This is a genomic window from Yoonia sp. MH D7 (genome assembly GCF_054439475.1).
In genome coordinates this window covers 844,179-871,121 of sequence record NZ_JBTJCF010000001.1, presented here as the reverse complement: position 1 = coordinate 871,121, position 26,943 = coordinate 844,179, and the positions used below count along the sequence as shown (strand labels likewise).

At 56.6% G+C, this 26,943-nt stretch carries 28 protein-coding genes and 1 pseudogene; 7 read left to right on the top strand and 22 right to left on the bottom strand.

From position 1 onward, the window contains the following. Window positions 1-6 precede the first annotated feature (6 nt). The 6 genes from ACXLHR_RS04295 (at window position 7) to ACXLHR_RS04270 (ending at window position 6,651) form a co-directional block, all read left to right on the top strand. Complete coding sequence (locus ACXLHR_RS04295) at window positions 7-1,185, top strand: phosphoglycerate kinase (protein WP_458790298.1); 1,179 nt, start codon at window positions 7-9, stop codon at window positions 1,183-1,185. Between the two features lie 87 nt (window positions 1,186-1,272). Next, window positions 1,273-2,166: a fructose bisphosphate aldolase gene (locus ACXLHR_RS04290; protein WP_458790297.1), complete on the top strand. Its 894-nt coding sequence runs from the start codon at window positions 1,273-1,275 to the stop codon at window positions 2,164-2,166. Between the two features lie 391 nt (window positions 2,167-2,557). After that, a complete protein-coding gene (locus ACXLHR_RS04285; protein ID WP_458790296.1) occupies window positions 2,558-2,857 on the top strand; it encodes an FtsB family cell division protein in 300 nt (99 codons plus the stop codon). 107 nt (window positions 2,858-2,964) lie between these two features. Further along, a complete protein-coding gene (gene pdhA, locus ACXLHR_RS04280; RefSeq protein ID WP_458790295.1) occupies window positions 2,965-3,966 on the top strand; it encodes a pyruvate dehydrogenase (acetyl-transferring) E1 component subunit alpha in 1,002 nt (333 codons plus the stop codon). A 3-nt stretch (window positions 3,967-3,969) separates the two neighbouring features. Then, on the top strand, window positions 3,970-5,343 hold the full coding sequence (locus ACXLHR_RS04275) for a pyruvate dehydrogenase complex E1 component subunit beta (RefSeq protein WP_458790294.1): 1,374 nt from the start codon (window positions 3,970-3,972) through the stop codon (window positions 5,341-5,343). A gap of 12 nt (window positions 5,344-5,355) precedes the next feature. After that, window positions 5,356-6,651, top strand: coding sequence for a pyruvate dehydrogenase complex dihydrolipoamide acetyltransferase (locus ACXLHR_RS04270; protein ID WP_458790293.1), 1,296 nt, complete (start codon window positions 5,356-5,358; stop codon window positions 6,649-6,651). Between the two features lie 66 nt (window positions 6,652-6,717). On the opposite strand, the gene cysE is transcribed toward ACXLHR_RS04270, so the two are convergent. The 19 genes and pseudogenes from cysE to fabF all read right to left on the bottom strand — a co-directional run bounded on the left by cysE (window position 6,718) and on the right by fabF (window position 23,638). Further along, window positions 6,718-7,524, bottom strand: coding sequence for a serine O-acetyltransferase (cysE, locus tag ACXLHR_RS04265; protein WP_458790292.1), 807 nt, complete (start codon window positions 7,522-7,524; stop codon window positions 6,718-6,720). A gap of 78 nt (window positions 7,525-7,602) precedes the next feature. Beyond that, window positions 7,603-7,881 (bottom strand): DUF7742 family protein, encoded by a 279-nt coding sequence (locus tag ACXLHR_RS04260; protein WP_458790291.1) that lies wholly within the window; start codon window positions 7,879-7,881, stop codon window positions 7,603-7,605. 14 nt (window positions 7,882-7,895) lie between these two features. Further along, window positions 7,896-11,833, bottom strand: a pseudogene (locus ACXLHR_RS04255) (baseplate multidomain protein megatron). A 12-nt stretch (window positions 11,834-11,845) separates the two neighbouring features. Beyond that, a complete protein-coding gene (locus ACXLHR_RS04250) occupies window positions 11,846-12,271 on the bottom strand; it encodes an NlpC/P60 family protein (RefSeq protein ID WP_458790290.1) in 426 nt (141 codons plus the stop codon). Further along, on the bottom strand, window positions 12,268-13,152 hold the full coding sequence (locus tag ACXLHR_RS04245) for a DUF2163 domain-containing protein (protein ID WP_458790289.1): 885 nt from the start codon (window positions 13,150-13,152) through the stop codon (window positions 12,268-12,270). Before ACXLHR_RS04245 ends, ACXLHR_RS04250 begins: the two co-directional genes overlap by 4 nt. After that, on the bottom strand, window positions 13,149-13,781 hold the full coding sequence (locus ACXLHR_RS04240; RefSeq protein ID WP_458790288.1) for a phage distal tail protein, Rcc01695 family: 633 nt from the start codon (window positions 13,779-13,781) through the stop codon (window positions 13,149-13,151). The genes ACXLHR_RS04245 and ACXLHR_RS04240 overlap by 4 nt, the downstream gene beginning before the upstream one ends. A gap of 12 nt (window positions 13,782-13,793) precedes the next feature. After that, complete coding sequence (locus ACXLHR_RS04235; RefSeq protein WP_458790287.1) at window positions 13,794-14,453, bottom strand: phage tail tape measure protein; 660 nt, start codon at window positions 14,451-14,453, stop codon at window positions 13,794-13,796. A gap of 3 nt (window positions 14,454-14,456) precedes the next feature. Further along, window positions 14,457-14,639: a rcc01693 family protein gene (locus ACXLHR_RS04230; RefSeq protein WP_458790286.1), complete on the bottom strand. Its 183-nt coding sequence runs from the start codon at window positions 14,637-14,639 to the stop codon at window positions 14,457-14,459. Window positions 14,640-14,655: 16 nt separating this feature from the next. Continuing rightward, window positions 14,656-14,970, bottom strand: a complete 315-nt coding sequence (locus tag ACXLHR_RS04225) for a gene transfer agent family protein (RefSeq protein WP_458790285.1) — start codon at window positions 14,968-14,970, stop codon at window positions 14,656-14,658. Further along, window positions 14,971-15,402, bottom strand: a complete 432-nt coding sequence (locus ACXLHR_RS04220; protein ID WP_458790284.1) for a head-tail adaptor protein — start codon at window positions 15,400-15,402, stop codon at window positions 14,971-14,973. Further along, window positions 15,399-15,998 (bottom strand): head-tail connector protein, encoded by a 600-nt coding sequence (locus tag ACXLHR_RS04215; RefSeq protein WP_458790283.1) that lies wholly within the window; start codon window positions 15,996-15,998, stop codon window positions 15,399-15,401. Before ACXLHR_RS04215 ends, ACXLHR_RS04220 begins: the two co-directional genes overlap by 4 nt. A gap of 156 nt (window positions 15,999-16,154) precedes the next feature. Beyond that, window positions 16,155-17,336, bottom strand: a complete 1,182-nt coding sequence (locus ACXLHR_RS04210) for a phage major capsid protein (protein WP_458790282.1) — start codon at window positions 17,334-17,336, stop codon at window positions 16,155-16,157. Window positions 17,337-17,366: 30 nt separating this feature from the next. Beyond that, window positions 17,367-17,897: an HK97 family phage prohead protease gene (locus tag ACXLHR_RS04205; RefSeq protein WP_458790281.1), complete on the bottom strand. Its 531-nt coding sequence runs from the start codon at window positions 17,895-17,897 to the stop codon at window positions 17,367-17,369. A gap of 13 nt (window positions 17,898-17,910) precedes the next feature. After that, complete coding sequence (locus ACXLHR_RS04200; protein WP_458790280.1) at window positions 17,911-18,117, bottom strand: hypothetical protein; 207 nt, start codon at window positions 18,115-18,117, stop codon at window positions 17,911-17,913. Further along, on the bottom strand, window positions 18,098-19,297 hold the full coding sequence (locus ACXLHR_RS04195; RefSeq protein ID WP_458790279.1) for a phage portal protein: 1,200 nt from the start codon (window positions 19,295-19,297) through the stop codon (window positions 18,098-18,100). The genes ACXLHR_RS04200 and ACXLHR_RS04195 overlap by 20 nt, the downstream gene beginning before the upstream one ends. A 123-nt stretch (window positions 19,298-19,420) precedes the next feature. After that, window positions 19,421-20,764, bottom strand: coding sequence for a DNA-packaging protein (locus tag ACXLHR_RS04190; protein WP_458792467.1), 1,344 nt, complete (start codon window positions 20,762-20,764; stop codon window positions 19,421-19,423). Further along, window positions 20,712-21,038, bottom strand: coding sequence for a hypothetical protein (locus ACXLHR_RS04185; RefSeq protein WP_458790278.1), 327 nt, complete (start codon window positions 21,036-21,038; stop codon window positions 20,712-20,714). The genes ACXLHR_RS04190 and ACXLHR_RS04185 overlap by 53 nt, the downstream gene beginning before the upstream one ends. A gap of 177 nt (window positions 21,039-21,215) precedes the next feature. Continuing rightward, entirely contained in the window at window positions 21,216-22,379 is a 1,164-nt protein-coding gene (mltG, locus tag ACXLHR_RS04180; protein WP_458790277.1) for an endolytic transglycosylase MltG, read from the bottom strand. Next, window positions 22,379-23,638 carry a beta-ketoacyl-ACP synthase II gene (gene fabF / locus ACXLHR_RS04175; RefSeq protein WP_458790276.1) on the bottom strand — a complete coding sequence of 420 codons (1,260 nt, stop codon included), beginning with the start codon at window positions 23,636-23,638 and terminating at the stop codon, window positions 22,379-22,381. Before fabF ends, mltG begins: the two co-directional genes overlap by 1 nt. Window positions 23,639-23,796: 158 nt before the next feature. Between fabF and ACXLHR_RS04170 the strand changes: the two genes are divergently transcribed. Then, complete coding sequence (locus ACXLHR_RS04170) at window positions 23,797-24,705, top strand: PilZ domain-containing protein (protein ID WP_458790275.1); 909 nt, start codon at window positions 23,797-23,799, stop codon at window positions 24,703-24,705. 24 nt (window positions 24,706-24,729) lie between these two features. On the opposite strand, the gene ACXLHR_RS04165 is transcribed toward ACXLHR_RS04170, so the two are convergent. The 3 genes from ACXLHR_RS04165 to fabD all read right to left on the bottom strand — a co-directional run bounded on the left by ACXLHR_RS04165 (window position 24,730) and on the right by fabD (window position 26,878). Then, window positions 24,730-24,963 (bottom strand): acyl carrier protein, encoded by a 234-nt coding sequence (locus ACXLHR_RS04165; RefSeq protein WP_445800869.1) that lies wholly within the window; start codon window positions 24,961-24,963, stop codon window positions 24,730-24,732. 227 nt (window positions 24,964-25,190) lie between these two features. Then, window positions 25,191-25,928, bottom strand: a complete 738-nt coding sequence (gene fabG / locus ACXLHR_RS04160) for a 3-oxoacyl-[acyl-carrier-protein] reductase (protein WP_458790274.1) — start codon at window positions 25,926-25,928, stop codon at window positions 25,191-25,193. Window positions 25,929-25,939: 11 nt separating this feature from the next. Further along, window positions 25,940-26,878 (bottom strand): ACP S-malonyltransferase, encoded by a 939-nt coding sequence (gene fabD / locus ACXLHR_RS04155; protein ID WP_458790273.1) that lies wholly within the window; start codon window positions 26,876-26,878, stop codon window positions 25,940-25,942. Window positions 26,879-26,943 lie beyond the last annotated feature (65 nt).

Sequence of the window (26,943 nt, the reverse complement as noted above, 5' to 3'; positions counted from 1 at the left end):
TATAACATGGCTTGGAAGACGCTTGACGACATGGACCTGAACGGCAAACGCGTGCTTGTGCGGGTAGATATCAATGTGCCGATGGAGAATGGTGAAGTCACCGACATGACCCGTATTTCACGCATTGCAGATACAGTTTATGACATTCAGGATGCAGGCGGCAAAGTGATTTTGATGGCGCATTTTGGCCGTCCGGAAGGTAAGGTTGTCGAAGAATTGTCGATGATCCATCTGGCGCCGTTTGTGGCCGAAGAACTGGGTGTGCCTGTTACCTTTGCCGATAGTGATTACCGTGATGCGGTCAAGGAAATGGAAGACGAAGAGGTTTTGCTGTTGGAGAACCTGCGCTTTAATCCGGGTGAAGAGGCGAATGATCCGGCCTTTGCCAAACGCTTGGCCTCGCTGTGCGATATCTATGTGAATGATGCGTTTTCCGCAGCACACCGCGCCCATGCCAGCACCGAGGCGATTGCCAAGCTGCGCCCTTGTTGTGCGGGACGGTTGATGGCCGAGGAACTGAGCGCGCTTGAGGCGGCATTGGGCAAGCCCAAGCGCCCTGTTGTGGCTGTGGTCGGAGGGGCGAAAGTGTCTACCAAGCTTGCGTTGTTGGGCAATCTGGTCAGCAAGGTTGACCATCTGGTGATCGGCGGCGGCATGGCGAATACGTTTTTGGCAGCTCAAGGTATGAATGTTGGCAAGTCGTTGTGCGAGCACGATCTGGCTGACACCGCACGCGAGATTTTGGCCAAGGCGGAGGCTGCTGGCTGCGAGATCATCTTGCCGCGCGATATCGTTGTGGCACGTGAGTTCAAAGCAGGCGCAGACAGTCAGACTGTCGCACCTGACGCCTGCCCTGCTGATGCGATGATTCTGGATGCCGGTCCTGCAACTGTGGCCTATATCGAAGAGGTTTTGGCCAAAGCCAATACGCTGGTATGGAACGGCCCGCTGGGGGCATTCGAGATAGCACCTTTTGATGCGGCGACAAATGCGGCCGCACAGGCCGCGGCAAAGCTGACCAAAGCGCGCAAGCTGATTTCGGTGGCAGGTGGCGGCGATACAGTTGCGGCGCTGAACCAAGCGGGTGTGGCTGCGGACTTCAGCTATATCTCGACCGCTGGCGGCGCGTTTCTGGAATGGATGGAAGGCAAAACTTTGCCCGGTGTCGCCGCATTAAACGAATGATAGCGCTAACGGTAGCGTAACCAGAATTGTGCAAATGATTTCAGGCTCCTATGACAGGGTAACTTATAGTCATAGGAGCCGGATCACATGGTCAATCAAGCGCAGTTCGAGCAAATCCAATCCGGCAAAGGCTTTATCGCGGCCCTAGATCAGTCGGGAGGGTCCACGCCAAAGGCGCTTAGCCTTTACGGCATTGAAGGCGATGCATACGCCAACGACGACGAGATGTTTACGCTGATGCACCAGATGCGCAGCAGGATCGTCAACGCCCCTGCCTTTACCGGCGACAAAGTGGTCGGCGCAATCTTGTTTGAAATGACGATGGACCGCCAGATCGGTGGCAAACCTGCGGCACAGACCCTCTGGGAAGAACGCCGCGTTGTGCCATTTCTGAAAGTCGACAAGGGTTTGATGGACCTGCACAGTGGCGTGCAGTTGATGAAACCGATTGACGGATTGGATACGCTTTTAGCCCGCGCGGTCAAATCCGGCATGTTCGGGACAAAGATGCGTTCGGTCATTTCAGAAGCGAATGCCAAGGGCATTGAGGCGATTGTGGCGCAACAGTTTGAAGTGGCACAGCAAATCATTGCCGCAGGCTTGGTCCCGATTATCGAGCCGGAAGTGACGATCACAATTGCCGACAAGGCGCAGGCCGAAGAGATGTTGCTGGCCGCAGTGTTGCGTCATCTCGACGCCCTGCCCGGTGATACCCATGTCATGTTGAAACTGACACTTCCCGAGCAGCCCAATGTCTACACGCCGCTGGTCGCGCATCCGCGTGTTGTGCGTGTTGTCGCTCTGTCGGGTGGCTATGCGCGTGACGAGGCGAACGCCCGCTTGGCCAAAAACTCCGGTATCATCGCCAGTTTCAGCCGCGCCTTGACCGAGGGTCTGACCGCGCAGCAGTCGGATGCAGATTTCAACGCGACAATTTCAAAAACCATTGATGAAATCTACGCCTCGTCAGTCGCAGGTTAGGCTGGACAGAAATTTCACCTCCACCTGAGCTAATTTAAATTCAGCTTGGGTGGAGCGATGCAAGTATTTGTGTTTTCCTTGATCGCGGTGACGTGCCTGGTCAATTGCACGCCAGCGAATTTATCCGCCGATGATATGACGCAGATCTCTACTGGCGAAAGCCATATGGTCGATTTCTCGATCAGCGTGATATTTCCCCGTATTGGACTCGGGGCGTCGCGGTTGGGCAGGTGATGCAGGTCAACCTTGCACTGCGATCTCTGGCAGCTTCGATACGGATGCATCAATTGCTCAATAAACCGCTTAATATTCACAATGGGGATTCCCTTTGCGAATCAAATATGCGATTCTATGCCCAGTTGTCCGGTAGAGATGACAGTGAGGCAGAATTATGATCCGACGCAGCCGCCCCGCAATGGGGACTTTACTATACTTCTTGGGCGCCATGATGTTGGGGTTCTATTTCATCTTTGCCGCTGTGCAGGGGGATTACGGCGTATTTCGCCGGAGCGAAGTGTTGGCAGAGCAACGCGTGCTGGAAGACGAGTTGGCACAGGTAAAACTGGAGGTTGCGCGGATGGAAAATCTGACGCACCGTTTGTCCGACACCTACCTTGATCTCGACCTTCTCGACCAGCAAGCCCGCGATGTGCTTGGCCTTATTCGTGCCGACGAGATCGTCATCCGTTAAATCAGGCCTGTTGATGACACGTAGGATTTCCTCTCGCGTTTCCCGCCGTTATAAGTTAGAAGTAGTTTAATACTAAACTAAATTTACTTTCGCGATGGAGGAAATGCATGTCAGCCAAAAAGGCAGATGCCAAGCCGAACGTCTCAGCTGAAGAGCTAATGGGACATTACCGTGAAATGCTGTTGATCAGGCGCTTTGAAGAAAAAGCCGGTCAGTTATACGGCATGGGATTGATTGGCGGCTTTTGCCACCTGTATATCGGTCAGGAAGCTGTTGTTGTGGGCCTGGAGGCCGCAGCAGAAGAAGGCGACAAGCGCATCACATCCTACCGCGATCACGGCCATATGCTGGCCTGTGGCATGGACCCCAAGGGCGTGATGGCCGAATTGACAGGCCGCGAAGGTGGCTATTCAAAGGGCAAAGGCGGCTCGATGCATATGTTCTCGAAAGAGAAGCATTTTTACGGTGGCCATGGCATTGTTGCCGCACAGGTGCCACTTGGTGCCGGTCTCGCGTTTGCAGACAAATACCTTGATAACAAGCGCGTCACATTTGCCTATTTTGGTGACGGCGCAGCGAACCAAGGTCAGGTTTACGAGACCTACAACATGGCCGAACTTTGGGACCTGCCCGTTGTTTTTGTCATTGAAAACAACCAGTATGCGATGGGGATGAGCGTTAAGCGTTCCACCAAGTCCCCTTCCCTTTGGGAGCGCGGGGCGGCTTACGGCATTCCGGGTGAAGAAGTCGACGGCATGGACGTGCTGGCTGTGAAAGCGGCTGGTGAACGTGCTGTTGGTCACTGTCGTTCGGGCAAAGGCCCTTACATTTTGGAAGTGAAGACATACCGGTATCGCGGCCACTCTATGTCGGACCCTGCGAAATACCGCACCCGTGAAGAAGTGCAAAAGATGAAAGACGAGCGCGACCCGATCGAGCAAGTCCGCGATATGCTTTTGACGGGCAAGCATGCCTCCGAGGACGATCTGAAAGCGATCGACAAGGAAATCAAAGCGATTGTGAACGAGGCCGCCGAGTTCTCGAAAACCAGCCCAGAGCCGGATCTTGCCGAGCTTTGGACAGACATCTACGCAGAGACGGAGGCTTAAATCATGGCTATTGAAATTCTAATGCCCGCACTCTCGCCCACGATGGAAGAAGGCACACTGGCAAAATGGTTGGTCAAAGAAGGCGATACCGTGTCTAGCGGCGACATCTTGGCAGAGATCGAGACCGACAAAGCAACGATGGAATTCGAAGCAGTTGACGAAGGCGTCATCGGTAAAATTCTGATTGCAGAAGGCACCGAAGGCGTGAAGGTAAACGTCGCGATTGCGATCTTGCTGGAAGACGGCGAAGACGCATCTGCGGCAGACAATGTCTCGAGCAAGAACGAAGCAGAGACGTCTGACGCCCCTGTGGAAACCGTGCCTGCAACCGCGAAACCCGCAGCACCGGTTGCCCAAGCTCCTGCCCAAAGCCCCGATTGGGCCGAAGGCACCAAGATGAAGCAGATGACAGTGCGTGAAGCGCTGCGCGAAGGCATGTCCGAGGAAATGCGTCGCGACGACACGGTTTATCTGATGGGCGAAGAAGTCGGCGAATATGAAGGTGCGTATAAAATCACACAAGGCATGCTGGCTGAATTTGGTTCAAAGCGTGTTGTTGACACGCCGATCACCGAGCTGGGCTTTACTGGGATTGCGGTTGGGTCTGCGATGGCGGGTCTACGCCCGATTGTTGAATTCATGACATTCAACTTTGCGCTGCAAGCGATGGATCACATCATCAACTCGGCTGCCAAGACGTTATATATGTCTGGTGGTCAGATGGGTGCGCCGATTGTGTTTCGTGGACCAAACGGTGCTGCCGCCCGCGTAGGAGCACAGCACAGCCAGGACTTCGCCGCATGGTTCATGCAGATACCCGGCTTGAAAGTTGTGATGCCGTATTCGGCTTCGGATGCAAAAGGTCTGATGAAGACCGCCATTCGCGACAACAACCCTGTCATCTTCCTTGAGAATGAAATTATGTACGGCAAGTCGTTTGACGTGCCTGACGTGGAAGATTTCAACATTCCGTTTGGCAAAGGCAAGATCGAACGCGAAGGTTCTGACGTCACAATCGTCACCTTTGGTATCGGTGTGACATATGCGCTGACGGCGGCTGACAAGCTGGCTGAAGAGGGTATCTCTGCCGAGGTGATCAACCTGCGGTCTTTGCGTCCGATGGATACGGAAACCATTCTGGCCTCGGTGCGCAAAACCAACCGCTGCGTGACGGTCGAAGAAGGCTGGCCGCAGGGCTCTGTTGGTGGCTACATCAGCGGCGTGATCATGCAAGAAGCGTTTGATTATCTTGATGCGCCCGTCATCACCTGCACGGGCAAAGACGTGCCGATGCCCTATGCTGCCAATCTTGAAAAGCACGCGCTTTTGACCGCTGATGAAGTTGTCGAAGCCTGCAAAAAAGTAACTTACCGTTAAGGAGATACGAGCATGCCTATAGAAATTCTGATGCCCGCCCTCTCTCCGACGATGGAAGAAGGCACATTGGCGAAATGGCACGTGAAGGAGGGCGACACTGTGTCCTCCGGTGACATCCTCGCCGAAATCGAGACCGACAAAGCAACGATGGAATTCGAAGCCGTCGACGAAGGTGTGATTGGCAAGATCATGATCGCTGAAGGCACCGAAGGCGTGAAGGTCAACGCTGTGATTGCGGTGTTATTGGAAGACGGCGAAAGCGCTTCTGACATTGGGTCAACGTCGGCTGCACCAGCGGCTGCGGCGGCGCCAGAGGCAAAGGCCGAGGCGGCGCCCGCTGCTGCGGCCCCTGCCCCTGCCCCTGCGGCACCAAAGAAAGACGGCTCACGCCTATTTGCGACACCCCTTGCGCGCCGCATCGCAGCCGACAAAGGTTTGGACCTTACGACAATTACGGGCTCTGGCCCGCATGGTCGTATCGTGAAGGCCGATGTTGAAAACGCGACGGCGGCACCAAAAGCAGCGGCGGCTCCTGCTGCGGCAAAAGCGGTGCCAGCGGGTGCAACTATGGCGGCAGGTCCGTCGACGGAAGTTGTGCTGAAAACATATGCCGATCGTCCGTTTACGGAAGTGAAGCTGGACGGAATGCGCAAAACGATCGCCGCGCGTTTGACAGAAGCCAAGCAAACGGTGCCGCACTTCTATCTGCGCCGCGATATCAACCTTGATGCGCTGATGGCGTTCCGTGGGCAGTTGAACAAGCAACTTGAGAGCCGTGGCGTCAAGCTGTCGGTCAACGATTTCATCATCAAAGCCTGCGCGCTAGCCTTGCAGCAAGTGCCAGAAGCCAACGCGGTTTGGGCAGGGGATCGCACCTTGCAATTCACCAAATCCGACGTGGCGGTTGCCGTGGCAATCGAGGGTGGTTTGTTCACGCCTGTGCTGCGTGACGCGGAAATGAAATCGCTGTCGGCCTTGTCGACCGAGATGAAAGACCTCGCCACCCGTGCGCGCGACCGCAAACTTGCGCCGCATGAATTCCAAGGCGGCAGTTTTGCGATTTCCAACCTTGGCATGTTTGGCATCGACAACTTTGACGCGATCATTAACCCGCCACATTCTGCCATTCTTGCGGTCGGTGCAGGCACGAAAAAGCCGATTGTTGGCGCAGATGGCGAGCTGACAGTGGGCACGATCATGTCGACAACATTGTCGGTCGATCACCGTGTGATTGACGGCGCGATGGGGGCAAACCTGCTCAACGCAATCAAGGACAACCTTGAGAATCCGATGACAATGTTGGCCTAAGCCACATCGCTAAAACCAAAAAGGCCGCGCTTTAAGCGCGGCCCTTTTCATTAAAAAATCAATATCTTAGTGCTTGTGCAAAATCTGATCCATTGTCAGGCTCGGATGCGCACATCCCGCCTCGCCCACAATCCGCGCAGGCACACCTGCTACCGTTTTCATCGGCGGCACAGCCTCTAACACAACAGAGCCAGCTGCAATCCGGCTGCAATGGCCAATCGTGATATTGCCCAGCACCTTGGCCCCCGCACCAATCAAAACACCGTCACCAATTTTTGGATGACGATCATGATGATCCTTGCCCGTCCCGCCCAGCGTCACAGAATGGAGCATCGATACATTGTCGCCAATCACTGCCGTTTCGCCTACGACAATAGAATGCGCGTGGTCGATCATAATACCGCGCCCGATCCTCGCCGCAGGATGCACATCAACGCCAAAGACCTCGCTGACGCGCATCTGCACAAAATACGCCAGGTCCTTACGGCCAACACGCCACAGCCAATGCGCGAGGCGGTAAGATTGCACGGCCTGAAAGCCCTTGAAAAATAACAGAGGTTGTAACAGGCGGTCACATGCAGGGTCACGCTCCAGCGTTGCCACCAGATCGGCGCGCGCTGCCGCGATAATCTCGGGGTCCGCCGCCATCGACTCATCCGCCAGTTCGCGCAAAATCTGCTCTGACATCTCTGCCGATGCAAGTTTCATCGCAATGCGCGCAGCAATGGCAGTGTCCAGACATTTATGTTGCAAAATGCCGCCATGAATAAGGCTGCCCATCAAAGGCTCGGTCGCCACAGCATCACGGGCTTCAAGCCGGATACGGTCCCAAACAGGATCCACGTTTGCGATAGCGCTGGGAGAGAGTGCCATGATGCGTCCTTTCAATTCATCATCTCTCCTACCGCGCTTTTGCCCCAAAAACCAAGTGTAAAGCTGTGAACACTGACATCACGGGTGTTGATCCTTATGCAGGTCCAAAATCCCTTTGATCACATCCCCCAGACAGCGCAAATACTGCGGATCACAGCGATCAGGCATCGGCAACCGCCCATATCGGCCGCAAGCATCACTTAACGTGCCATTGCCAAACTCTGGATGTGCCTTACCCATCCTTTTGCGATATTTATCAGCCGTATGTGCCTGTTCCAGCAAGGTTTTAATGAACTTCGCACGATCTGTTTCGCGCGCGCATAACAATGTGCGCGCGCCCAAGTTCAAATCGCTCAAATGCACCGCTCGCATCAGAAACTTCCCGTCACGGTCAAAGTCCTTGATGGGCCCGCCCCATAACGCTGCGATATTTGTGCCAGCGCGATCTGATAGTCACCGCTCTGCAACTCGGTTTGTTGCGCCGCAGAGGTGTAGGTAAATGACGCAGATGTGACATCTTCCTGGCGCACAACCTGCCCGTTTTGCGAAATCGTCACACGGTATAGCTCTGCATCTTCGCCGAGTGGCACCTCGATTGCACCCCATGAGTCTCCGTCAAGCCGCGTCGCTCTGATCCAGTCAAACAAATGCGCGCCGCTGACCTGCTGCTGATGCAAATGTGTGACCGGATAGGGCCGATAGCCATTCCCTTTAAACGCTTGCTCAACATGCTTGAAGCTCGCGGCACTGACCGCGTGTTTGGCGGGCCCATAACGATAATGCCGCTCCAACCCGCGCGACGCAGAGGGGACCGTGATCTGCTGCGGACGCCCGTCCATCACCACCACAAACGTCCCCGCAGGCCAAACATCCTGCATCATCACAGACGTCCCCGCCTGCCCGCGCAACAACTGACTAATCTCGAACTGCCGCGTTCTAATCTCGAACTGCCGCGTTCCCGTTGGTGCAGCCTGCGCAAATTGAATGATCTCCCAGTTATCGGGCGTGCCATCCCCCACCGCAATCGTATTGGCCCCAGCAAACAAGGCGAGGTCCTCGGCCGATGACTGGTCCCGCTGACCAGCCTGACTTCAACGCCTGCTTGCCTGTCCCAAATCCCCAGCGGCCCGCGCAACAGCGGTGTCGTGAGCTGCCCGACAATCGCTCGCTGGCGCAGCACATCGTGCAACACATAGTTGCTATCCACAGCGCTACTATATAGCGCCACTGATCCCGGCCAAGGCCGCGCAGTTGCTGCAATATACGGCTCGTGCGGCGCCTCATCCCCCGTCAGTAATGGCAGATCAAGAAACAACATCTCGACCGGCGTCGGTCCTACATAGGCCTGCAAAACTGCGCCCTCTTCATAGAGCTCCTGAGCCAGGTAAACTTCGGGATCGACCCGCGTCGCCTCGACCAAACGCAAACCGGATTCCTCTACACGATCAATGCGGTACAGCCCCTTATGGTCGCGCGTATCAAGTTCCACAACATCCGCCACGGTGATCTTGTTTTGCGATGGCGGCAGCGCAAACACCGCCGTATCCGTCGCCAACCGCGCTTCTTGTAACCACCGCCACTGTACGCGCCCCCTCGCCGCGGGTCAGCGCCAAAGAAACCTCACTACGCGACACACCGTACGCACGCTCGTCCGGCTGCACTGCCTCACTAACCCCCGCCTCATAATCCGCATCCGCGTCAATATAACCAAGCTGCACACGTCCTGTCTCCTCCGCCGCAGGCGCCCGCACCAACGTCACAGGTGCTGCGCGGTTTGGGTCCAACGCCAGTTCACCGTCCCCCACCACATGCGAGGGCAAGCCTGTGCGGGTTTCGAATACCAGCACGCCATTGCGCTCGATCGCATCAAACCCGTAGGTCGTCATCAAGGGCTGCAAAGCGGCGCGTGCGGTGGTAATGTCGCTCACCAAATACCCGCGCACCAGCCCATACAAACGGCTCACATCGAACCGTGCCACACCAGAGCGTGTGCATAGCTCTGCCACAACATCCGCCAAGGTCCGCGCCGAAACCCGTCCATTCAACCAATGCCCACGCGCATAATTACCGCCATCCGACCACAGGTTTTCCGTCGCAGGAAAGAACGGAAACGGCCGCGCATCCCACGCCCAAACATGCGCACGGGTCATATCAACCATGCGGCCGCCATATTCCACAGACTGCGGGTTATTGGTCGCTTCGGCGTAAAACCCGAACATCGCGCGCAAATATTGCATCTGCATAAAATCATCCCGCATCCCATTGGAATAAAGCGGAATTTGAGACTCAGACGACTTCGGATCCAGAAACTTATTGGGTTGGTTTGTGCCTTTATCAATCGCCGCACAGCCCAATTCTGTGAACCAGATTGGCTTGCTTTGCGGCACCCAGTCGGTCGGCGCACCCACACGCAATCCGTCAACACGGTTGTGATGTTGATGACCTCACCACCCTGCAATATCCTTATTGCGCCAGACCCACGGCTCGTCATCACCATCGGTGATCGGCGTGCGGATTTGCGCATCGCGTGCCTCGGGCGAATGGTAAAACCAGTCAAATCCTTCACCACCCGCCACATTTCGCTTTAGATAGTCAAGATTGTAAATCGAGCCCGCCCCAAAATCGGCATGATCCACCCCGTCACGCCAATCGCTCAATGGCATATAGTTGTCGATCCCGATGAAATCGATATTCGCATCCGCCCAAAGCGGATCAAGGTGAAACAGTTTATCGCCGGTCCCAACTGGCTGATAGCCATGATACTCTGACCAATCCGCCGCATAGCTAATCTTGCAGCTCTCACCAAGAACGGCGCGTACTTCACCCGCTAAGACCCGCAGGGCCTCTACCGCAGGAAACGCCCCGCCAACGCCGCGAATCTGCGTTAAGCCGCGCATCTCGGAGCCAATGCAAAACGCCGCAACACCACCCGCCGCCGCACAAAGATGCGCGTAATGCAAAATGAACCGACGATAGCGCCATTCAGACGGCCCGCTATACATCACAGCCCCATCCACAATCGCAAAATCCGACAGCGCCGCTGCCCCCATGAACGCATCGACCTGCGCGTCCGCCGCCGCCGTTCCATCCACAGAGCCTGCAACCTTTGGCGCAAGCGACGTTGTAATACGCCCACGCCACGGCAATGTCGGCTGGCCCACGTTTCCCGTCCACGGGTCCACCAGCGTATTATCCGGCATCTGCTCCATCAAAATGAACGGATAAAACACCGGACCTACGCCGCGTTGCTTCATATCCACAATCGCCTCGATCACCGATGCATCGGCAGGCGTACCGCCATAAACCGGACGATCCTCCAGCTGTGGCACCAAACGCGCAGTCGCACGATCCTGCCCCGCAACACGCCACGGCATGGCATCGCCATCGACAATGCGCTGCTCGACCTTGGGCGCGACTTCACATTCTCCACACCGCAGATCATTGCCAAACCACGACACAACCAGCACCGCAGAATTGCAATTGGGCATCTCGCCCACAAGGCTCTCCATGGAGGTGGTGAAATCCGTGCCACCAATCGGCGAATTGGTATTGATCGACACCTGCTCGCCAAATCCAGCTGACAAATGCACCGCCGTCGTCGCCAGCGCATATTCGCCAGTCCCGGGAATAAGCGCAACACCACGCACATGCCGCGCAATATCCGCCGTAGCGTCAGCCGTGCCCACCTCGGACGGATGCATCACCTCAAACGTGAATTGCGGATCCGGTTGCCAAACTGCGACAGGTCCAAATCTTCCAACACCACATACGCCGTCCCACGATACGCAGGCACATTATCCGCGCCCTCCACCGCGACGATCTTGGGATCGGGCTCTTGCGTCTGCGAGCCATGATATAGGCGCATATTCAAATCTGCAGGCGAGACTTCCACACTATCTGCCCAGACACGGCCCACATGGGTAATCTCGCCCTCACATAGCGCAATCGCCACGCTAACCGAATAACTGAACTCGGTCACCGATGCTTGCGGCCCAGCGCCCTTGCCACCACTACCGGTCGTCGACTGATGTTCCTGAAACCGCGTGGCCCAAATGATCTGCCCACCCACACGCATACGCCCGTAAACCTGCGCCACTGCCGTGCCTTCGCTCGCCCCCGTCAAACGGAACCGGTCAACGCGGCCCGTCTCAACCGGTTCACTACCAGCACCCAGCAACCGCTGATCAATCATCCGCCCCAAGGTCGCCCCCGCCGCACGTCCGACCGTGGCCATCGAAAGCCCCAAAACCGTGCCACCAACAGAGCCGCCAAGCGCCATGCCCGCCGCAGAAAGAACAAGAGTTGCCATGTGATTACTTCCTTATCGAAATACGAATTGAGCGACGATGCGCTTGCGCCACGGCTGTGACAGCGGGCTCTCGACAACGCCGTGGCCTGTATAGGCATGAATAAATGTCGGGCTTGGCCCAGCGCAGGCCACGATCCCTAGATGCTTGGCGACAGCACGGGGCTGCATGCGAAACAAAATCACATCGCCTGCCTGCAATGTCTCGCGGGTCACCGCCAACAAATGACGATCCGCCGCCGCCCAAAGCACCTCTTGCCCCTGCGGCTCCGACCAATCGGCAGTATAGCGCGGGATAAGCTCAGGCTCGGCCCCATGCAGCGCGCGCCAAATTCCACGGATCAGACCCAAGCAATCGGTGCCCGCCCCCTGCTTTGACGCCTGATGCACATAGGGCGTGCCAAGCCACGCGCGCGCAATCTCGACAACCTGCGCCGTCATCGCTTCAGGCTCCCACCCGTATCGCCATCGCCCGTACGCGGCACCGACAGCAACCAATCATCGCCTGGAATATCGGGAAACCCCTGAAAATTAGTCAAGTTTCTAAACTTGACGCGACAGGTCTCAGCCCGCTTGTCACACCCCGCAACAAGACGCACAGCGTCCCCCACTGCAATATCCGCAGGCATCGGGCGCCACAACGTCAGCACACGCGCGCCCCCCACAACCTCGTCGCGCTTGATTACCGCCTGCAAGCCATCAGCAGCACCAGATCGAAAGGTAATAAACCCACCCTCAAACCAACGCTCGGTGTAAGGCACATCCAAAGTCATCGTCAAAACCTGACCGTCCTCAACACCTGTCACAGCAGCATCCGCGCGAAACGCAACATCCGCCGTATCCACACGACAGCCACCATCCCCCAACACAGCACTGCACGTCTTAAGATACGCACGGCCCTGCGGCTGGTTCAGCATCTCGGTCAATCCGCGCAGCTCGACGGTATAGGTGCCATTCTCGCGGGTCAGCTCACCAATCGTGCCAATGAACTTGATCTCACGCGCCGTCACATCATCCCAACGCACCAGCCACGTTGTGACCTCGGCATCGTCATACCGTCCCGCCTCGATATCTGCGTCCGTCACCGCGTCCGCACGCAACATGCCCAGCGCCTCGGTGTTATTCACCGACAGCCCCGTTGTGCTGGCCAAGGCTTTCGCCGACAACCCACTATCAGGGCGAAACGAAATCCCTTCAAACGCCAGCGCGCGGTCATGATCGGTAAAGCCAAACGTCACCCCGTCACGGCGCACAATCGACCAGCAATGACAGACATGCGTCGCCCCACTGCCCAAATGCGCATTTAACCCTGCAACAGTCATAAGCGCACCTCGATCACCGGCACATCAGGGGCATCGCCCGCGCGAAAACTCGACACAGACGTCCGGATCATATCGGTGTCAAACCGCACAGGCACATCAAACTCAAAGCCGGCCCGTACTTCGGCTCCTAAATCAGGCGGATGCGAAAATATCCCCTCGCCAGTGGTGAAATCCACCTCGTAATCAATCGTCTCCTGCAACTCGTCACCACCAATCGCCACCCTGACGGTACCTTCAACTGGCTTGGTAATCGGGCGCACGTAGGAATAACCGCCCGAGGTATACGTCTTGGTTAGCGGGATAACCTTCATGACCTCATCCCCAACCGCAATCAACTGATCCGCAGACACAGGGGCTGACAAAGGCGCACAGGACTTATAATCACCCCAGTCCTTCCAGCGAAAACTATGCAACTGCCCCTCACGCGCTTCAAAGAACGCAATTATCGACGCCACATCGTTCAACGACCGCAGCCCAACACCCGCATCATAACGCCTGCGCGAATGCGCCCAAGGCGTATTGCGCTCTTCATAGCCATTCGACAGCGTCACAATCTGTGTACGCCGCTCGGGCCCGCCCACCGAGCCAAAGCTCAGGTTTGCGGGAAACTGAATTTCATGAAATGCCATGACGGCCTCCCTTTAGCGATTACGTTGGCCACGGCCCATGGCGCGTGCCATTTGCGTGGCGATTTGGCCCTGACTGCGCTGGAACCCCTGCACATCGGGCGTCGAGATATTCATCGTGACATTCACAGAGCCACCCCCCTGCGCCGCCACCCCCAACTTGCCATCAGCCCCACGCGACAGCGGCATAATCGCCTCGGGCCCCGATTCACCCATTAACCCCGTGCCACCACGCATCGGAAACGTGACCGGCCCACTCAACACACCACCCTTGGCAAAAGGGGTCACAAGGCCTTGCGAAAACGACGCGCCATTCTCGAACGGCATCACACTCGACACCGCCGCATTCACACCATCCGACAGCAATCCACCAAAATGGCTCGTCACCGGGTTCACCGCCGCCGAATAGGCCGTTTTCACCATCGCATTCGCCACCACACTCAACGCATCCGACAACTTGAGCCCGTCAAACACCAAGCCGTCAAAGGCACGGCGCAACCCATTGGAAAACCCGCGCTCAAGATGACCCAAATCACGGGTCGTCTCACCCAAGGTCCCCTGAATATCGCGCAACTGTGTATCAAACGCCGCCGTCATCGCCGTGACATCACCCAGCGTGCGCTCTAACGCGCCCACCTCGCCGTCCAGCGCCTCAATCTCGTCAAGTCCACTCATTCTTTATCCTCCAACAACATCGGGATACGCGCGCTCCAGCGCCGCAAGCCGGTCACGGTCCATCGGCATCAATCTCTCGTCCAAGCCCAACATCACCTGCAATTCGGCAGGCGTCAGCGCCCAGAAATCCGCAGGGCGCAGGCGCAAAACATGCAGCCCCGCACGCATCAAATTTGGCCAATCCATTAGCAAAATCCGGCCATTACGCAGGCGGCGTGAAAGCACGCACCAGCAGCGTCGCCGCCACCTTCGCCGCACCAACAGCGCCCCCCGCTATATCGGCACGCAGCAAATCGGCCTGCGTGCCGTCCCAGCCACCACCACGCAGGCCTGCCACAACCAATGCCATCACATCACGGCTGGAAAACTTACCCGTCTCAAAGCGGGCCACCAGATCCACCAAGCTGTCAGCACCTAAAGACGCCTCCATCTCGGCCAAAGCGCCCAGCGTCAGTTTGCACCGATGCTCCACACCATCCACAATAACCGCAACCTCACCTGTCAACGGGTTCACCATTTACAGCGCCGCCGTGAACGTCAGCTCGCCCGCAGAGGCCAGCGACAACTCATAAGTCGCCTCACCATTATGCGAGCCGGCATATTCAATCGACGTAATCTGGAACGGTCCCTGCAAATAGCAGGCCAAATACCGCTCACCCGCCGCAGCCTCAGTCACAGCCGTAATCGCGTAAACACGACCCTGACCGCGAAACCGCTGACCCGCCTTAGGCCTCGCATCCGACGACGAAGGCGCCGCGCGTACGGTAATCCGGTACGCCACACGGCTCACCGACACCGCAGGACCAGAACCCTCACGCCCCGTACCCGCCTTAATTTCCGCCCAGTGGAACCCCAACTCGGCCCAATCCTCGCTGAACCCGCCCGCGCCATCAGGCACACGGGTCAAGTCTTCCAACTTCAAATGACGGTTCAACTGCGGACGGCTCATGCGCGACCCCCGGCAAACAAACGAATATTGCGATAACGCTCGATCAACGCCGACACACCAAACGGCATCACATGACCCGACACCGCACTCTCATGGCGAAACTCGTAGAAATGCGCAGCCAACATCAACACCGCTTGAGCCAGATCCGCAGGCAAGTCCGCCCAGTCAGGGCCATAGCCCGCACTCAGATGAATGCGCACCGCCCCCCCCTGCGCAATACGCGGCAACGACACACCGGCCCCCGCCACCATCGGGCGATGGGTATTCTTCATCAAACGATAGGCACTACTGTTCACCGTTGTCTCGTCACCATTACGGTCCAGCAACGCCACTCCGATAATAGCACGCACAGGGGCCAGCGGCAGCGCTTGCGCCTGACCATCACGCCACGCGGTCAATGTCACACTAAACGTACGCTCGATCGTAATCTTACCCGTGCGGGCCTCAATCGCCGCCAGCGCCGCGCGCAGAAATCCCTCTAGAACACCATCTTGCATAGCGTCATCCGAGAAACCCGAACCCATGCGCATATGGTCTTTGAAAATGGCGACCGGCAACGCCTGCAGCGGCACGGTGGTCTCTTCGACTAACATCATGGAACACTCCAGAAATAAGTGTGTTGGGGCCAAAGCGGCCAAAAACCCGAACGCATCACCACAGCCCGTTCGATCGGAAGGGGAGCAGCTAGACAGACCGCGGCAACGCGCTCGGGGTGGAACGGATCAACTGACCCGCCCCCATTCACGCACAGCTTAGCTGGCCGCGAATTTCAGCAACTTGATCGCGCCAAAGTCACTGACGGCACCGCCGACGCGCTTTGTGGCATAGAACAAGACATGCGGCTTGGCAGAGAACGGGTCACGCAACACACGCAGGTCAGGACGCTCGGCAACCGTATAACCGGCCCCAAAATCACCAAAGGCAATCGCAGTCGCATCCGCCGCGATATCAGGCATATCCTCTGCAATCAGCACCGCGTAACCCATCAGACGCGCAGGCTCACCAGCCGCCAGTCCATCCGACCACAAGAAACGACCGTCATTGTCCTTCAACTTACGGATCGTACCCGCAGTCTTGGAGTTCATGACAAAAGACGCATTGGCACGGTATTCTGCGCCCAGCGCATACACCAGATCCACAATTGGATCACCGTCCACAATAGAGCCCGCCGCACCGGTCACAACATAGCCAAGGTTACCCCAGACCCAGACGTCGTTATCAACCGTCGGATAGGTCAGCACACCTTTTGGCTTATCAATACCATCGCCATTAATGAACGCAGAGGCCTCGGACCGGGCGAACTTGTCGGCAATACGGCCAGCCAGCCAGCCCTCGATGTCAAACGCACTGTCATCCAAAAGACGCTGCGACGCCTTAGGAAGCGCAGATAACTCATGCAAAGGAATAGTAATCCGATCAATCTGCGGTGTGCCAGTCTCAGTCACCGAAGACGTCTCCGTCGCCCAACCCGCACCCATTTCGGAATGATCCACCAATACATCAAATGACGTGGCATCCACATTCACCACATTGGCAATCGCACGGATCGACGCGGTGGACGACAACGTGCCCTTGATGGTGTCCGCCGTCTGCGGATCAACCAAATACCCGCCATCAGACGCCACAGATGTGCCCAGCGCTTTGCCTTCCATCTCCAGGCCACGCAGACCATCATCATCACCAGAGCGCAGATAAGCCGCAAACGCTTTCTGGTGCGGTGCATTCTCATGGGCAGAGGCCGCAAGATTGGTGCGTGCAGCGGTCAGTGACTTACGATCAAGCTTGTTCATACGAATATCCTGTTCTTGAAGTTTGGCGTTGATGCCGTGGGAAAAATCTTTGAAATCACTCATAAAACCTGAAATCGCGGTTTTGAGCTCATGGGCCGGAGACACATCTTCCCCGGCCCGAGACGTCATCTCGGGTTTACTCATCTGTAAGTCCTCTAGTTCATGCGGCTGCGGTTAATCCGCGGCCATCTGACGGCGTGCATCGGTGAACACCGCCGCCATCTCACGCAGTGCCGCGGCAGCAGGATCATCGCCCTTCGCCCCCACACGCGCATCGGGTAGCATCGGGAATGTGACTAACGACACCTCCCAAAGCTCCAGCTCAGACAAAAGACGTCCGCCCTTGTCATTTTTGCGGGATTTGATCGTGCGATAGCCAATCGACAACCCGTCAATCGCCCCCGCGCCAATCAGGGCCGCCGCCTCGCGGCCTCGCGCCACATCCGTCAAAATACGGCCCTTGACCCACAACCCGCGCGCGTCTTCGCGCACCTCGTCCCAAACGCCAATCGGTTGGGCGGGATCATGCTGCCACAACATCTTGATCGACTTTTTCTTGGCCAAAGACGCGGCATATGCGCCAACCTCAACGGTATCGCCGCCCTGATCGGCCTTGCCAAACAAGGACGCATAGCCCTCGATCACAGACCCGTCCGTTACCACAAGATCACTGTCCAACTGGCAGAATTTCATTTCTAACGACATCTTTTACCTCGCTTCAATGCGCCGATACGGCTTTGATAATCTCCAAAATCAGCACTCCAAATGCACCGCACACAATCAACGCAATCTGCCACTCAAGGCGCGCCATCATGAACTCGATCTTGCTCAGGCGCACATCCAACTGAGCAAACCAGAAATCCGACAACGGCGGTTGCACACGGCGTGGGTCAGGGCTGAGCAGCTCAACAACCTTCCCCGACATCCCCCACCTCCAAGACAGGCAACCCCAGCAAATTGCGCTTCTCGGCATCCGTCAAAAACGCAGCATCCGACACACGACGCCACTGCGCCTCGCGCTCGGCACTCAGCGCAGGGATCTGATCCAGATCAGGGCGCAACGAAACAATCTCACCGGTGAAATCCGACAACCAATCCGCCACCGAACCCAAAACGCGAGCAGCCAGCGGCAACACAGTCAGACGATAAAACGCACGGTTCGCCTCTTGATAATTGGCATATGTCGCATCGCCCGGCAGACCCAACAGCATCGGCGGCACCCCAAACGCAATCGAAATCTCGCGCGCCGCCGCCTCCTTGGTCTTCTGAAACTCCATATCAGAAGGCGAAAACCCCATCGGCTTCCAATCCAAACCACCCTCCAACAACATCGGACGACCCGCATTGCGCGCACCCTGATGCTGCGTCTCCATCTCCGCGAGCAACCGATCATACTGTTCGGCGCTCAACGAAGACTGCCCGTCAGCCCCCTTATAGGTAATCGCCCCACTTGGCCGCGCCGCATTATCCAACAGGGCCTTCGACCACCGTGACGCCGCATTATGCACATCAATTGCACTGGCCGAGGCCTGTAGCGGCGAAAACCCGTAGTGATCGTCCTGCGGATGAAAACTCTTGATATGACAAATCATGCTGTCATTCTCCGCAGCGGCGAACCGATGCTTACGCCCGTTCACACCGTATTCAAACGCCACAGGCCAGCCATCAGGCCCCGGCACAACGCTCATCCGGTCAGAACGCAGCACATGCAGCTCCAGCGGCAATCCCTCGTCGCCAACAGCCTCTAAATAGCCATTCCCCGTCAACAATAACTGACCGTAAAGCGCCTCAAGCAACTCCGCACGGCCCTGCGCCGCATTCGGACGACCCAGCAACGCCAACACCGGATGGCTTTCAAACCGGCGCTCCTGATCCTGCAACACAAACGGCAAAGCCGCAGCAGCCTCGGCAATAATCTTAACCGCACGAAACCCGATCGGATTGCCTGTAAACCCCGAGCGCGTCAGCGACACAACATCACGCGGGCTCCACGCCACACGGCCCGCATTCGGAAACGCTTTCACAGGCCCCGTGGCCGACGCCTTCACCTGCTCAGGTGCAATAAACTGTGTCTGTGTCTTCGGACGGTTGAAAAATTCGAACATCAAAAACTCCTTGATCTTACACCCCCAACTGGGTGTCGCTGATCCTTGAACACAGTTTTACGAGATAGGGTTTAACATTTGGCAGGGGGTGCGCACGGTGGGTCATGCAACACCCCCACACCTTTACAAATGCCGCACGCGCGGATCGCGATGGCCCTTGGCAGGCGCAATCATCAAATCATAAATCGCCCAGACCAACGCATCGACACGGTTCGGCGACCCACGCCCCTCAAACCCGGCCGTGGTCATCTGACACATCTGGTCTTCCAGCTGCGACAGCCCGCGCAAATGCCGCACACGCCCCTGCTCATATAGCGCTGCCACAGGCTCCGCGCGTGCCACCTTCCCCTTACTGGCATGCACGCTGCGAAACGGCACCATCGGGCTCTCTTGACGCAGAATCGTCTCGACCATCTCGCCGCCCAGATTGACCTCCGCAACCAAACGATCAGCGCCGTGCCGCTCCATCGCCGCAATAGCCGCCTTCGCCCAAGCATTAGGCGATGCCGCACTCACCGTCGCATCCTCAATCACAAAAACACACCAGTCCTGCGGCGGGCCCTGCGTCACCGCCCCCGCCACAACAATCCCGCAATCATCAGAGTTTTTACTGCCCGTCACAGGCGGATCAATCGCCACCACAATACGGTCCAGCTTTGGCAATCGCTGGACCTGACAGGCCGCCAACGGCGCATACGACCACAGCGCGCCTTGCACATCGGTCAACAACTCCCCCTGCAACTCCTGACGCCCCAATCGCGTCCCCCCATAACGCGCCTCAATTTCGGCCATAAACTCTGTCGCCAAATTGGCACGGTTCGCCCGCGTCGGCGCATGGGTCATCACCGTGGACTCGCGTGCCAATAACTCACGCAGCGGCACAGTATTGCGCGGCGTTGTCGTCACACAGGTCTGCGGCGCATCGCCCAAACGTAGCGCGAACTGCACCATATCCCACGTCTCCTCCGCCAGTCGCCACTTGGCAAATTCATCCACCCAAACCGCATCAAACTGCGGCCCGCGCAACCCCTCGGGATCCTGCGCCGAAAACAACTGCGCCGTCGCCCCATTGGGCCATTCAAGCATCTTACGGGTGGCAATCCACTTGGGACGGCGATCCACCGGCGTGACCGCCATGATCCCGCTCTCGCCAAACACCATAACCTCGCGGGCCTGCTCAAACGTCTCGGCAATCAGCCCGACCCTACGCTTTCGCCCCACCGCCAACGGCACAGCGCCCTCCACCTGCGCACGGACCCATTCCGCGCCTGCGCGGGTCTTACCCGCACCGCGCCCGCCCAAAATCACCCAAGTGCGCCAATCGCCCTCAGGTGGCAGCTGATACGCCATCGCCCAAAACGCAAACAAATGCGGCAAACCCTGCACCCCCTGCGCGCTCAACCCCGCCAGAAACTCACTCTGAACCAAGGGCTGCGCGGATGCGATCAAGCTGGCGCCCGATCTCATCGCGCAGGACGTCATAATCGAGACCGCTGGCGGCGTCTTTATTTGAAAATTTTTCATGGAATGCCTCTTCAGCTTTAATCAAGGACGTGTGAACCGACTGTAATTCGGAAATTTTGGAACCAATGGACTTGGGCGATATCTTCTGTTCCGCGCGGTACGCGGCCATTGTCTCATCAAGGTCACGGCTAATGCTGGTAAATAAGTTAGCAATACGCACGGTTCTTTCGACCGCTGACATCTCGCTGATGTGGGACTCGTCATTTTCTAATGTCATATAAAATCAACCTGTATGGAAATCCGATCAGGTCGAAAGACAGCCAGCCCACGCGTAATTTCGCGAACTCACCATCTCCTAGCGCTTAATAACCCTACCTCAAAAATTGGCAAAAGTCAAAAAAACGGGGCGGTCCAAAAGACCGCCCCGTTAATATCACTGCAATATAATCAGGCTTTACCCGTCATCAGATGTGGGCTGCTCCGCCTCAATCGCACGCCATGCTTCGACGTTGCGATTATGGTCATCCAACGTCACCGCAAACGCATGACCACCGGTGCCATCCGCCACAAAAAAGATGAACGGCGTGGTGTCAGGATCAAGCGCCGCCTCAATGCTCGCGCGTCCCGGATTGGCAATCGGTGTCGGCGGCAATCCAGGAATAACATAAGTATTCCAAGGGGTTTCACGGCGCAGCTCACTCTGGCGCAACCCACGACCCAACACACCTTGCCCTTCTGTTACGCCGTAAATCACCGTCGGGTCTGTTTGTAACTTCATCCCTTGGTTCAACCGGTTCACAAACACGCTAGCAACCTGACGGCGTTCCTCGACAACACCAGTTTCCTTCTCGATAATACTGGCGAGAATCAGCGCCTCTTCAGGACTATCCAGCGGCAATCCATCCACGCGACTTGCCCAGGCTTCGGCCAAAATCCGCGACTGCGACGAGGTCATCCGCTCCAAAAGCTCCGACACCTTTGTGCCCTGCCTGACCTCATAACTATCAGGCGCCAACGACCCTTCCGCAGGCACATCCGTGGTATCCACATCCAGCAAATCAATGCGCGACAACACATCCACAACCTGCCAACTGGTCACACCCTCGGCCATAGCCACGCGAAACTGGGTATCAGCTTTTGCGATAATCTCGTCATATACCGCCGGTGTAGCGTCCACCGCAGGATCAAACTTCGCCACTTCCGTAAACCGGTTCGTCACAGGATCCAACTCGCGCACCAACACATCACCTAGCGTCACACCAATGCGGTAAACCACCTCAGTGCCACAGGTATTCTGCCCGCCACGGGTCACAATATCGACAATCTGCTCCATCGATGCACGTTCAGGCACCAAGAAACTCCCCGCCTTCAATTGATCTGTTTTCTCGGCATAATCCGCACCAACCCGCAGCATAGTGGCCGAGTTAATCGCCCCCTGACCTGCCAAATCGCTACTGACTTTGCGCATGTTCGATCCGCGCTCGACCTGCAAACAAATCGCCTGCACAAGCGGCCCCTCGGCACTGTATTGCTTGACCGCATAGCTCACGCCACCCGCCAGCAAAAACAGCGCAATAACAAAGAACGTCAACGCATTAGACGCAATGTGCCGCCACATCAGTCAACCTTCCCGAACAGCACGCTTGCGTTCGTTCCACCAAACCCGAACGAATTCGACAAGGCGACGTTGATCTTGCGTTCCCGCTTGGCATTGGGTGCCAAATCGACCTTGGTTTCAACGGCAACATTGTCCAGATTGATCGTTGGCGGTGCCACTTGATCGCGAATAGCCAAGATCGAGAAAATAGCCTCAATCGCACCAGCAGCCCCCAACAGATGCCCGGTAGCCGACTTCGTTGACGACATCGTTACCGAACCGGCCGCATCACCCATCATGCGCTCAACCGCGCCCAATTCAATCGTATCGGCCATCGTCGATGTGCCATGGGCATTGATGTAATCAATATCCGCAGGGGTCAAACCCGCATCATCCAGCGCCATACGCATCGAACGCTCACCACCTTCACCATCCGCAGATGGGGCCGTGATATGATAGGCATCGCCCGACAATCCATAGCCCAAAACTTCGGCATAAATCTTCGCGCCACGCGCCTTGGCGTGCTCGTATTCTTCCAACACAACAATGCCCGCGCCTTCGCCCATAACAAACCCGTCACGATCCGCATCATAGGGGCGCGACGCCGCCTTGGGATCATCCGACCGCTTTGTCGACAAGGCCTTACAAGCATTAAAACCGGCAATCCCGATCTCGCAAATCGCAGCCTCGGCACCACCCGCAACCATCACATCCGCATTGCCATATTTGATCAAACGGGTCGCATCGCCAATCGCATGCGCACCCGTGGAACAGGCAGTCACAACCGAATGGTTAGGGCCTTTAAAGCCATACCTAATGCCCACCTGACCCGAAATCAGGTTAATCAAAGCACCCGGAATAAAGAAAGGTGACACACGGCGCGGCCCCTTTTCCTTAATCATCACAGCGGTCTCGGCAATCGACTTCAATCCGCCAATGCCAGAGCCAATCATCACACCCGTGCGATACAAATCGGCGTCTTCGGTCGGCATCCACCCCGAATCCTCAACCGCCTGCTGGGCTGCTGCAATTCCGAACAGGATGAAATCATCCACCTTCCGCTGGTCCTTTGGGGCCATATAGGTGTCTGGATTAAACGTGCCATCGCTGCCATCGCCACGCGGCACCTCACAGGCGTAATCCGTCGCCAATCCACTGGCATCAAAGCTGGTGATCGTGCCAGCACCTGACTGCCCGTCCAGAATTCGCTTCCAGCTTTCTTCAACACCGTCAGCTAACGGTGTCACCAATCCAAGTCCAGTTACGACGACGCGACGCATATAATGCCCTCACCTGTTTGCGGGTTTCTCCGCTTTAATACCCCACGCAAGCGCGCAGGGGCAAGAGCAGCGGCCGCGTTGATTTCAGCCAATTTCACGACTTCACCGATCATTAAGTATCTCGATGCTAGGAAGGGGCATTAAATCGGGTGTCTTATATGCGTATTCTAGTCCTCTTCCTGTTCATGTCCTTGCCGCTACGTGCAGCGGCCGCAATCGATTGTTCGGTCATTATCGCCTTGGAACGTGTGCAATTCGCCCAAATACAGCTGGCACAACGCGCCATAATCGACCCGTCCTCACGCGACGCACTGCTGATTATTTCACAGATGGGCGCGCTTGATGAAGACGCCTTGCAGCTTTCCGTGCAATCTACCCTCTCTGCGATGGATCAATCGCGGGTCATGGCGTTTTACAACCACTCCAACACACTGCGTCTAACTCTCTTGGCGAACCGCGTTGATCAGGCTTATGGCGTCCTGCACGCCCCTGCCTTTGAACACCACCTCGCAAACCTCAAACAGATTCTGCCTCGCTTCAATTGCAATGGACTTGCGACCACTCAAGGCAGCGACGGGTTGGATTATAATCTGACAACGGGCTATCCATTCACTGCGCCCGCGTCACCGCTGCCAAGCTTGGTAGTCACATTTGTGATCATTTTGCTGCTCGGCGCGTTTTTTGTCGCCTTTAAAATCAAGTCATCAATGACGTTTCGTCAAGCGCGCAATAAACGCCACGCCAAACGCTACGACGTCCGTATTGTGACTAAAATTAAAAATCGCGGCGTCGAACACACCGGCACCGTACTTGATATCAGCTGCTCAGGCGTGAAAATCCAGATCACTTTGTTCAAAGCTCACCGTATCGGTGATGCCATCGAAATCTGGATCGAACAAAAATGGAAAACCGCGCAAATCACTTGGGCAAATGCCAATTTTCTGGGCGTGCAATTCGACGAGGCGCTGGATCATGACTATGTGATGCTTTTGAACGCAAGCGAACAACAATCGGTCCGCAAAAACAAAAACGGCGCCCGTTCAGGCGCCGCTTTCGGTCATAAATGACAGCAAACTATCTGGAAAATCAGATTATTGTGCTTCGCTGATGAATTTCACGGCGTCACCAAAAGATTGGATCGTCTCTGCTGCATCATCTGGGATCTCGATCCCGAACTCTTCTTCAAAAGCCATAACCAGCTCAACTGTATCAAGGCTGTCTGCGCCCAGATCGTCGATGAACGATGCGGATTCGACAACTTTGTCTTCTTCCACACCAAGGTGTTCTACTACGATTTTGCGTACACGGTCTGCGACGTCGCTCATGTCAATTCCTCACGTTAATTCCGGGTGCAAACCCAAGAGTTCTTTTCAGGCTTGCGCCCAGTTGGTGCCCCGAGGGGCGGATCGAATACCCAAATCAATGGGCGAAACCGGTCCACACTGCAAGTAACTAACGCCACGTTACACGCGTAAATCGATAATAATGCGTGGCCTATAGCAGCTATTTCGCTGTCAGCAAACGCTTTGTTCACGCGAACCTTTCGCGAGACTTATAACATGGCCATACCGCCGTTCACATGCAAGGTCGCCCCTGTGACATATGCAGCCTCATTGCTGGCCAGATAAATCACAGCCGCCGCAACTTCGTCCGCCTCTCCCATCCGACCCGCAGGCACTTGGGTCAAAATTCCGGACTTTTGATCATCCGTCAGCTGTTGTGTCATCGGCGTGGTGATAAACCCCGGGGCGATACAGTTGACAGTGATGCCACGGCTTGCGACCTCGTAGGCAATTGATTTGGACATGCCAACCATACCAGCCTTGGACGCCGCATAATTTGCTTGTCCCGGATTCCCCGTGGATCCAACAATTGATGATATATTGATAATACGGCCCCAACGGGCCTTCATCATACCGCGAATAGCGCCTTTACACAGGCGCATTGTCGAGGTCAGATTCACATCTAAAACGCTCGACCACTCGTCGTCCGACATCCGCATGAACAGATTATCGCGGGTAATACCGGCGTTGTTCACCAGAATATCCACCGAGCCCATGGCCTCTATTGCCTGCTTTGGTAGGGCCGTAACGGCCTCTGCGTCACTGAGATTACACGGTAACACATGCACGCGGTCGCCCAGTTCGGCAGCCAGTGCCTGCAACGGCTCAACGCGTGTGCCAGACAGCGCAACGGTGGCACCTTGGGCGTGCAACGCCTTGGCAATCGCGCCGCCGATACCACCCGAGGCACCTGTGACCAGTGCGTTTTTACCTGTTAAATCAAACATCAATTTATCCTTTAGTTCGTGATCGCCGCGACTGCGGCTGCAATATCGTCGGGACTGCCAACAGCCCCTGTTGTGATGTCTTTGTTGATACGGCGGACCATGCCGATCAAGGCCTTGCCCGCGCCGATTTCCCAGACCTCGGTGACACCCTGCGCCGCCATATAACCCACAGATTCGCGCCACCGCACAGAGCCAGTGACCTGTTCAACAAGCAGGGATCTGATTTCGATCGGGTCAGTCACGGCGCTGGCGCGCACGTTGGCGATCAGTGGCACGCAGGGGGCTGATATCGCGACACTATCCAGCGCGTCCGCCATGACTAAGGCTGCGGGTGCCATCAAGGCGCAGTGAAACGGCGCGCTGACGGGCAGCAGCATCGCGCGCTTGGCGCCTTTTTCTTTGGCGATCAGCAAGGCCCGCTCGACGGCAGCTTTGTGACCGGAGACAACGACCTGACTGGGGTCGTTGTCATTGGCGGCTTGGCAGATTTCGCCTTGGGCCGCCTCAGCGGCAACGGCCTGAGCTGTCTCGAAGTCCAAGCCCAGCAGAACGGCCATGGCCCCTATGCCGACAGGCACGGCCTCTTGCATCGCAGTGCCGCGGATACGCAACAGGCGGGCGGTATCGGCCACTGAAATCGCGCCAGCGGCCGCGAGTGCGGAATATTCGCCAAGCGAATGGCCAGCCACAAAAGATGCGCGGGACATATCAATGCCCTCGGCCTCTAGCGCGCGCATCGCGGCCAGAGATGTCGCCATCAAGGCGGGCTGCGCGTTGCGGGTCAGGGTCAGATCAGCAATGTCCCCATCCCAGATCAACGCCGACAGGTTTTCCCCCAAGGCATCATCAACCTCTTGAAAAATTGCGCGCGCGCTAGGGTATGCTTCGGCTAATGCCTTGCCCATCCCGATTGTTTGCGCACCCTGCCCCGGAAATACAAATGCCCGCATGGGTCGTCTCCTTGTTCTTATTTGTCTTTGCCTCAGGGAAAATGATTACCCCGCCCGTCCACATG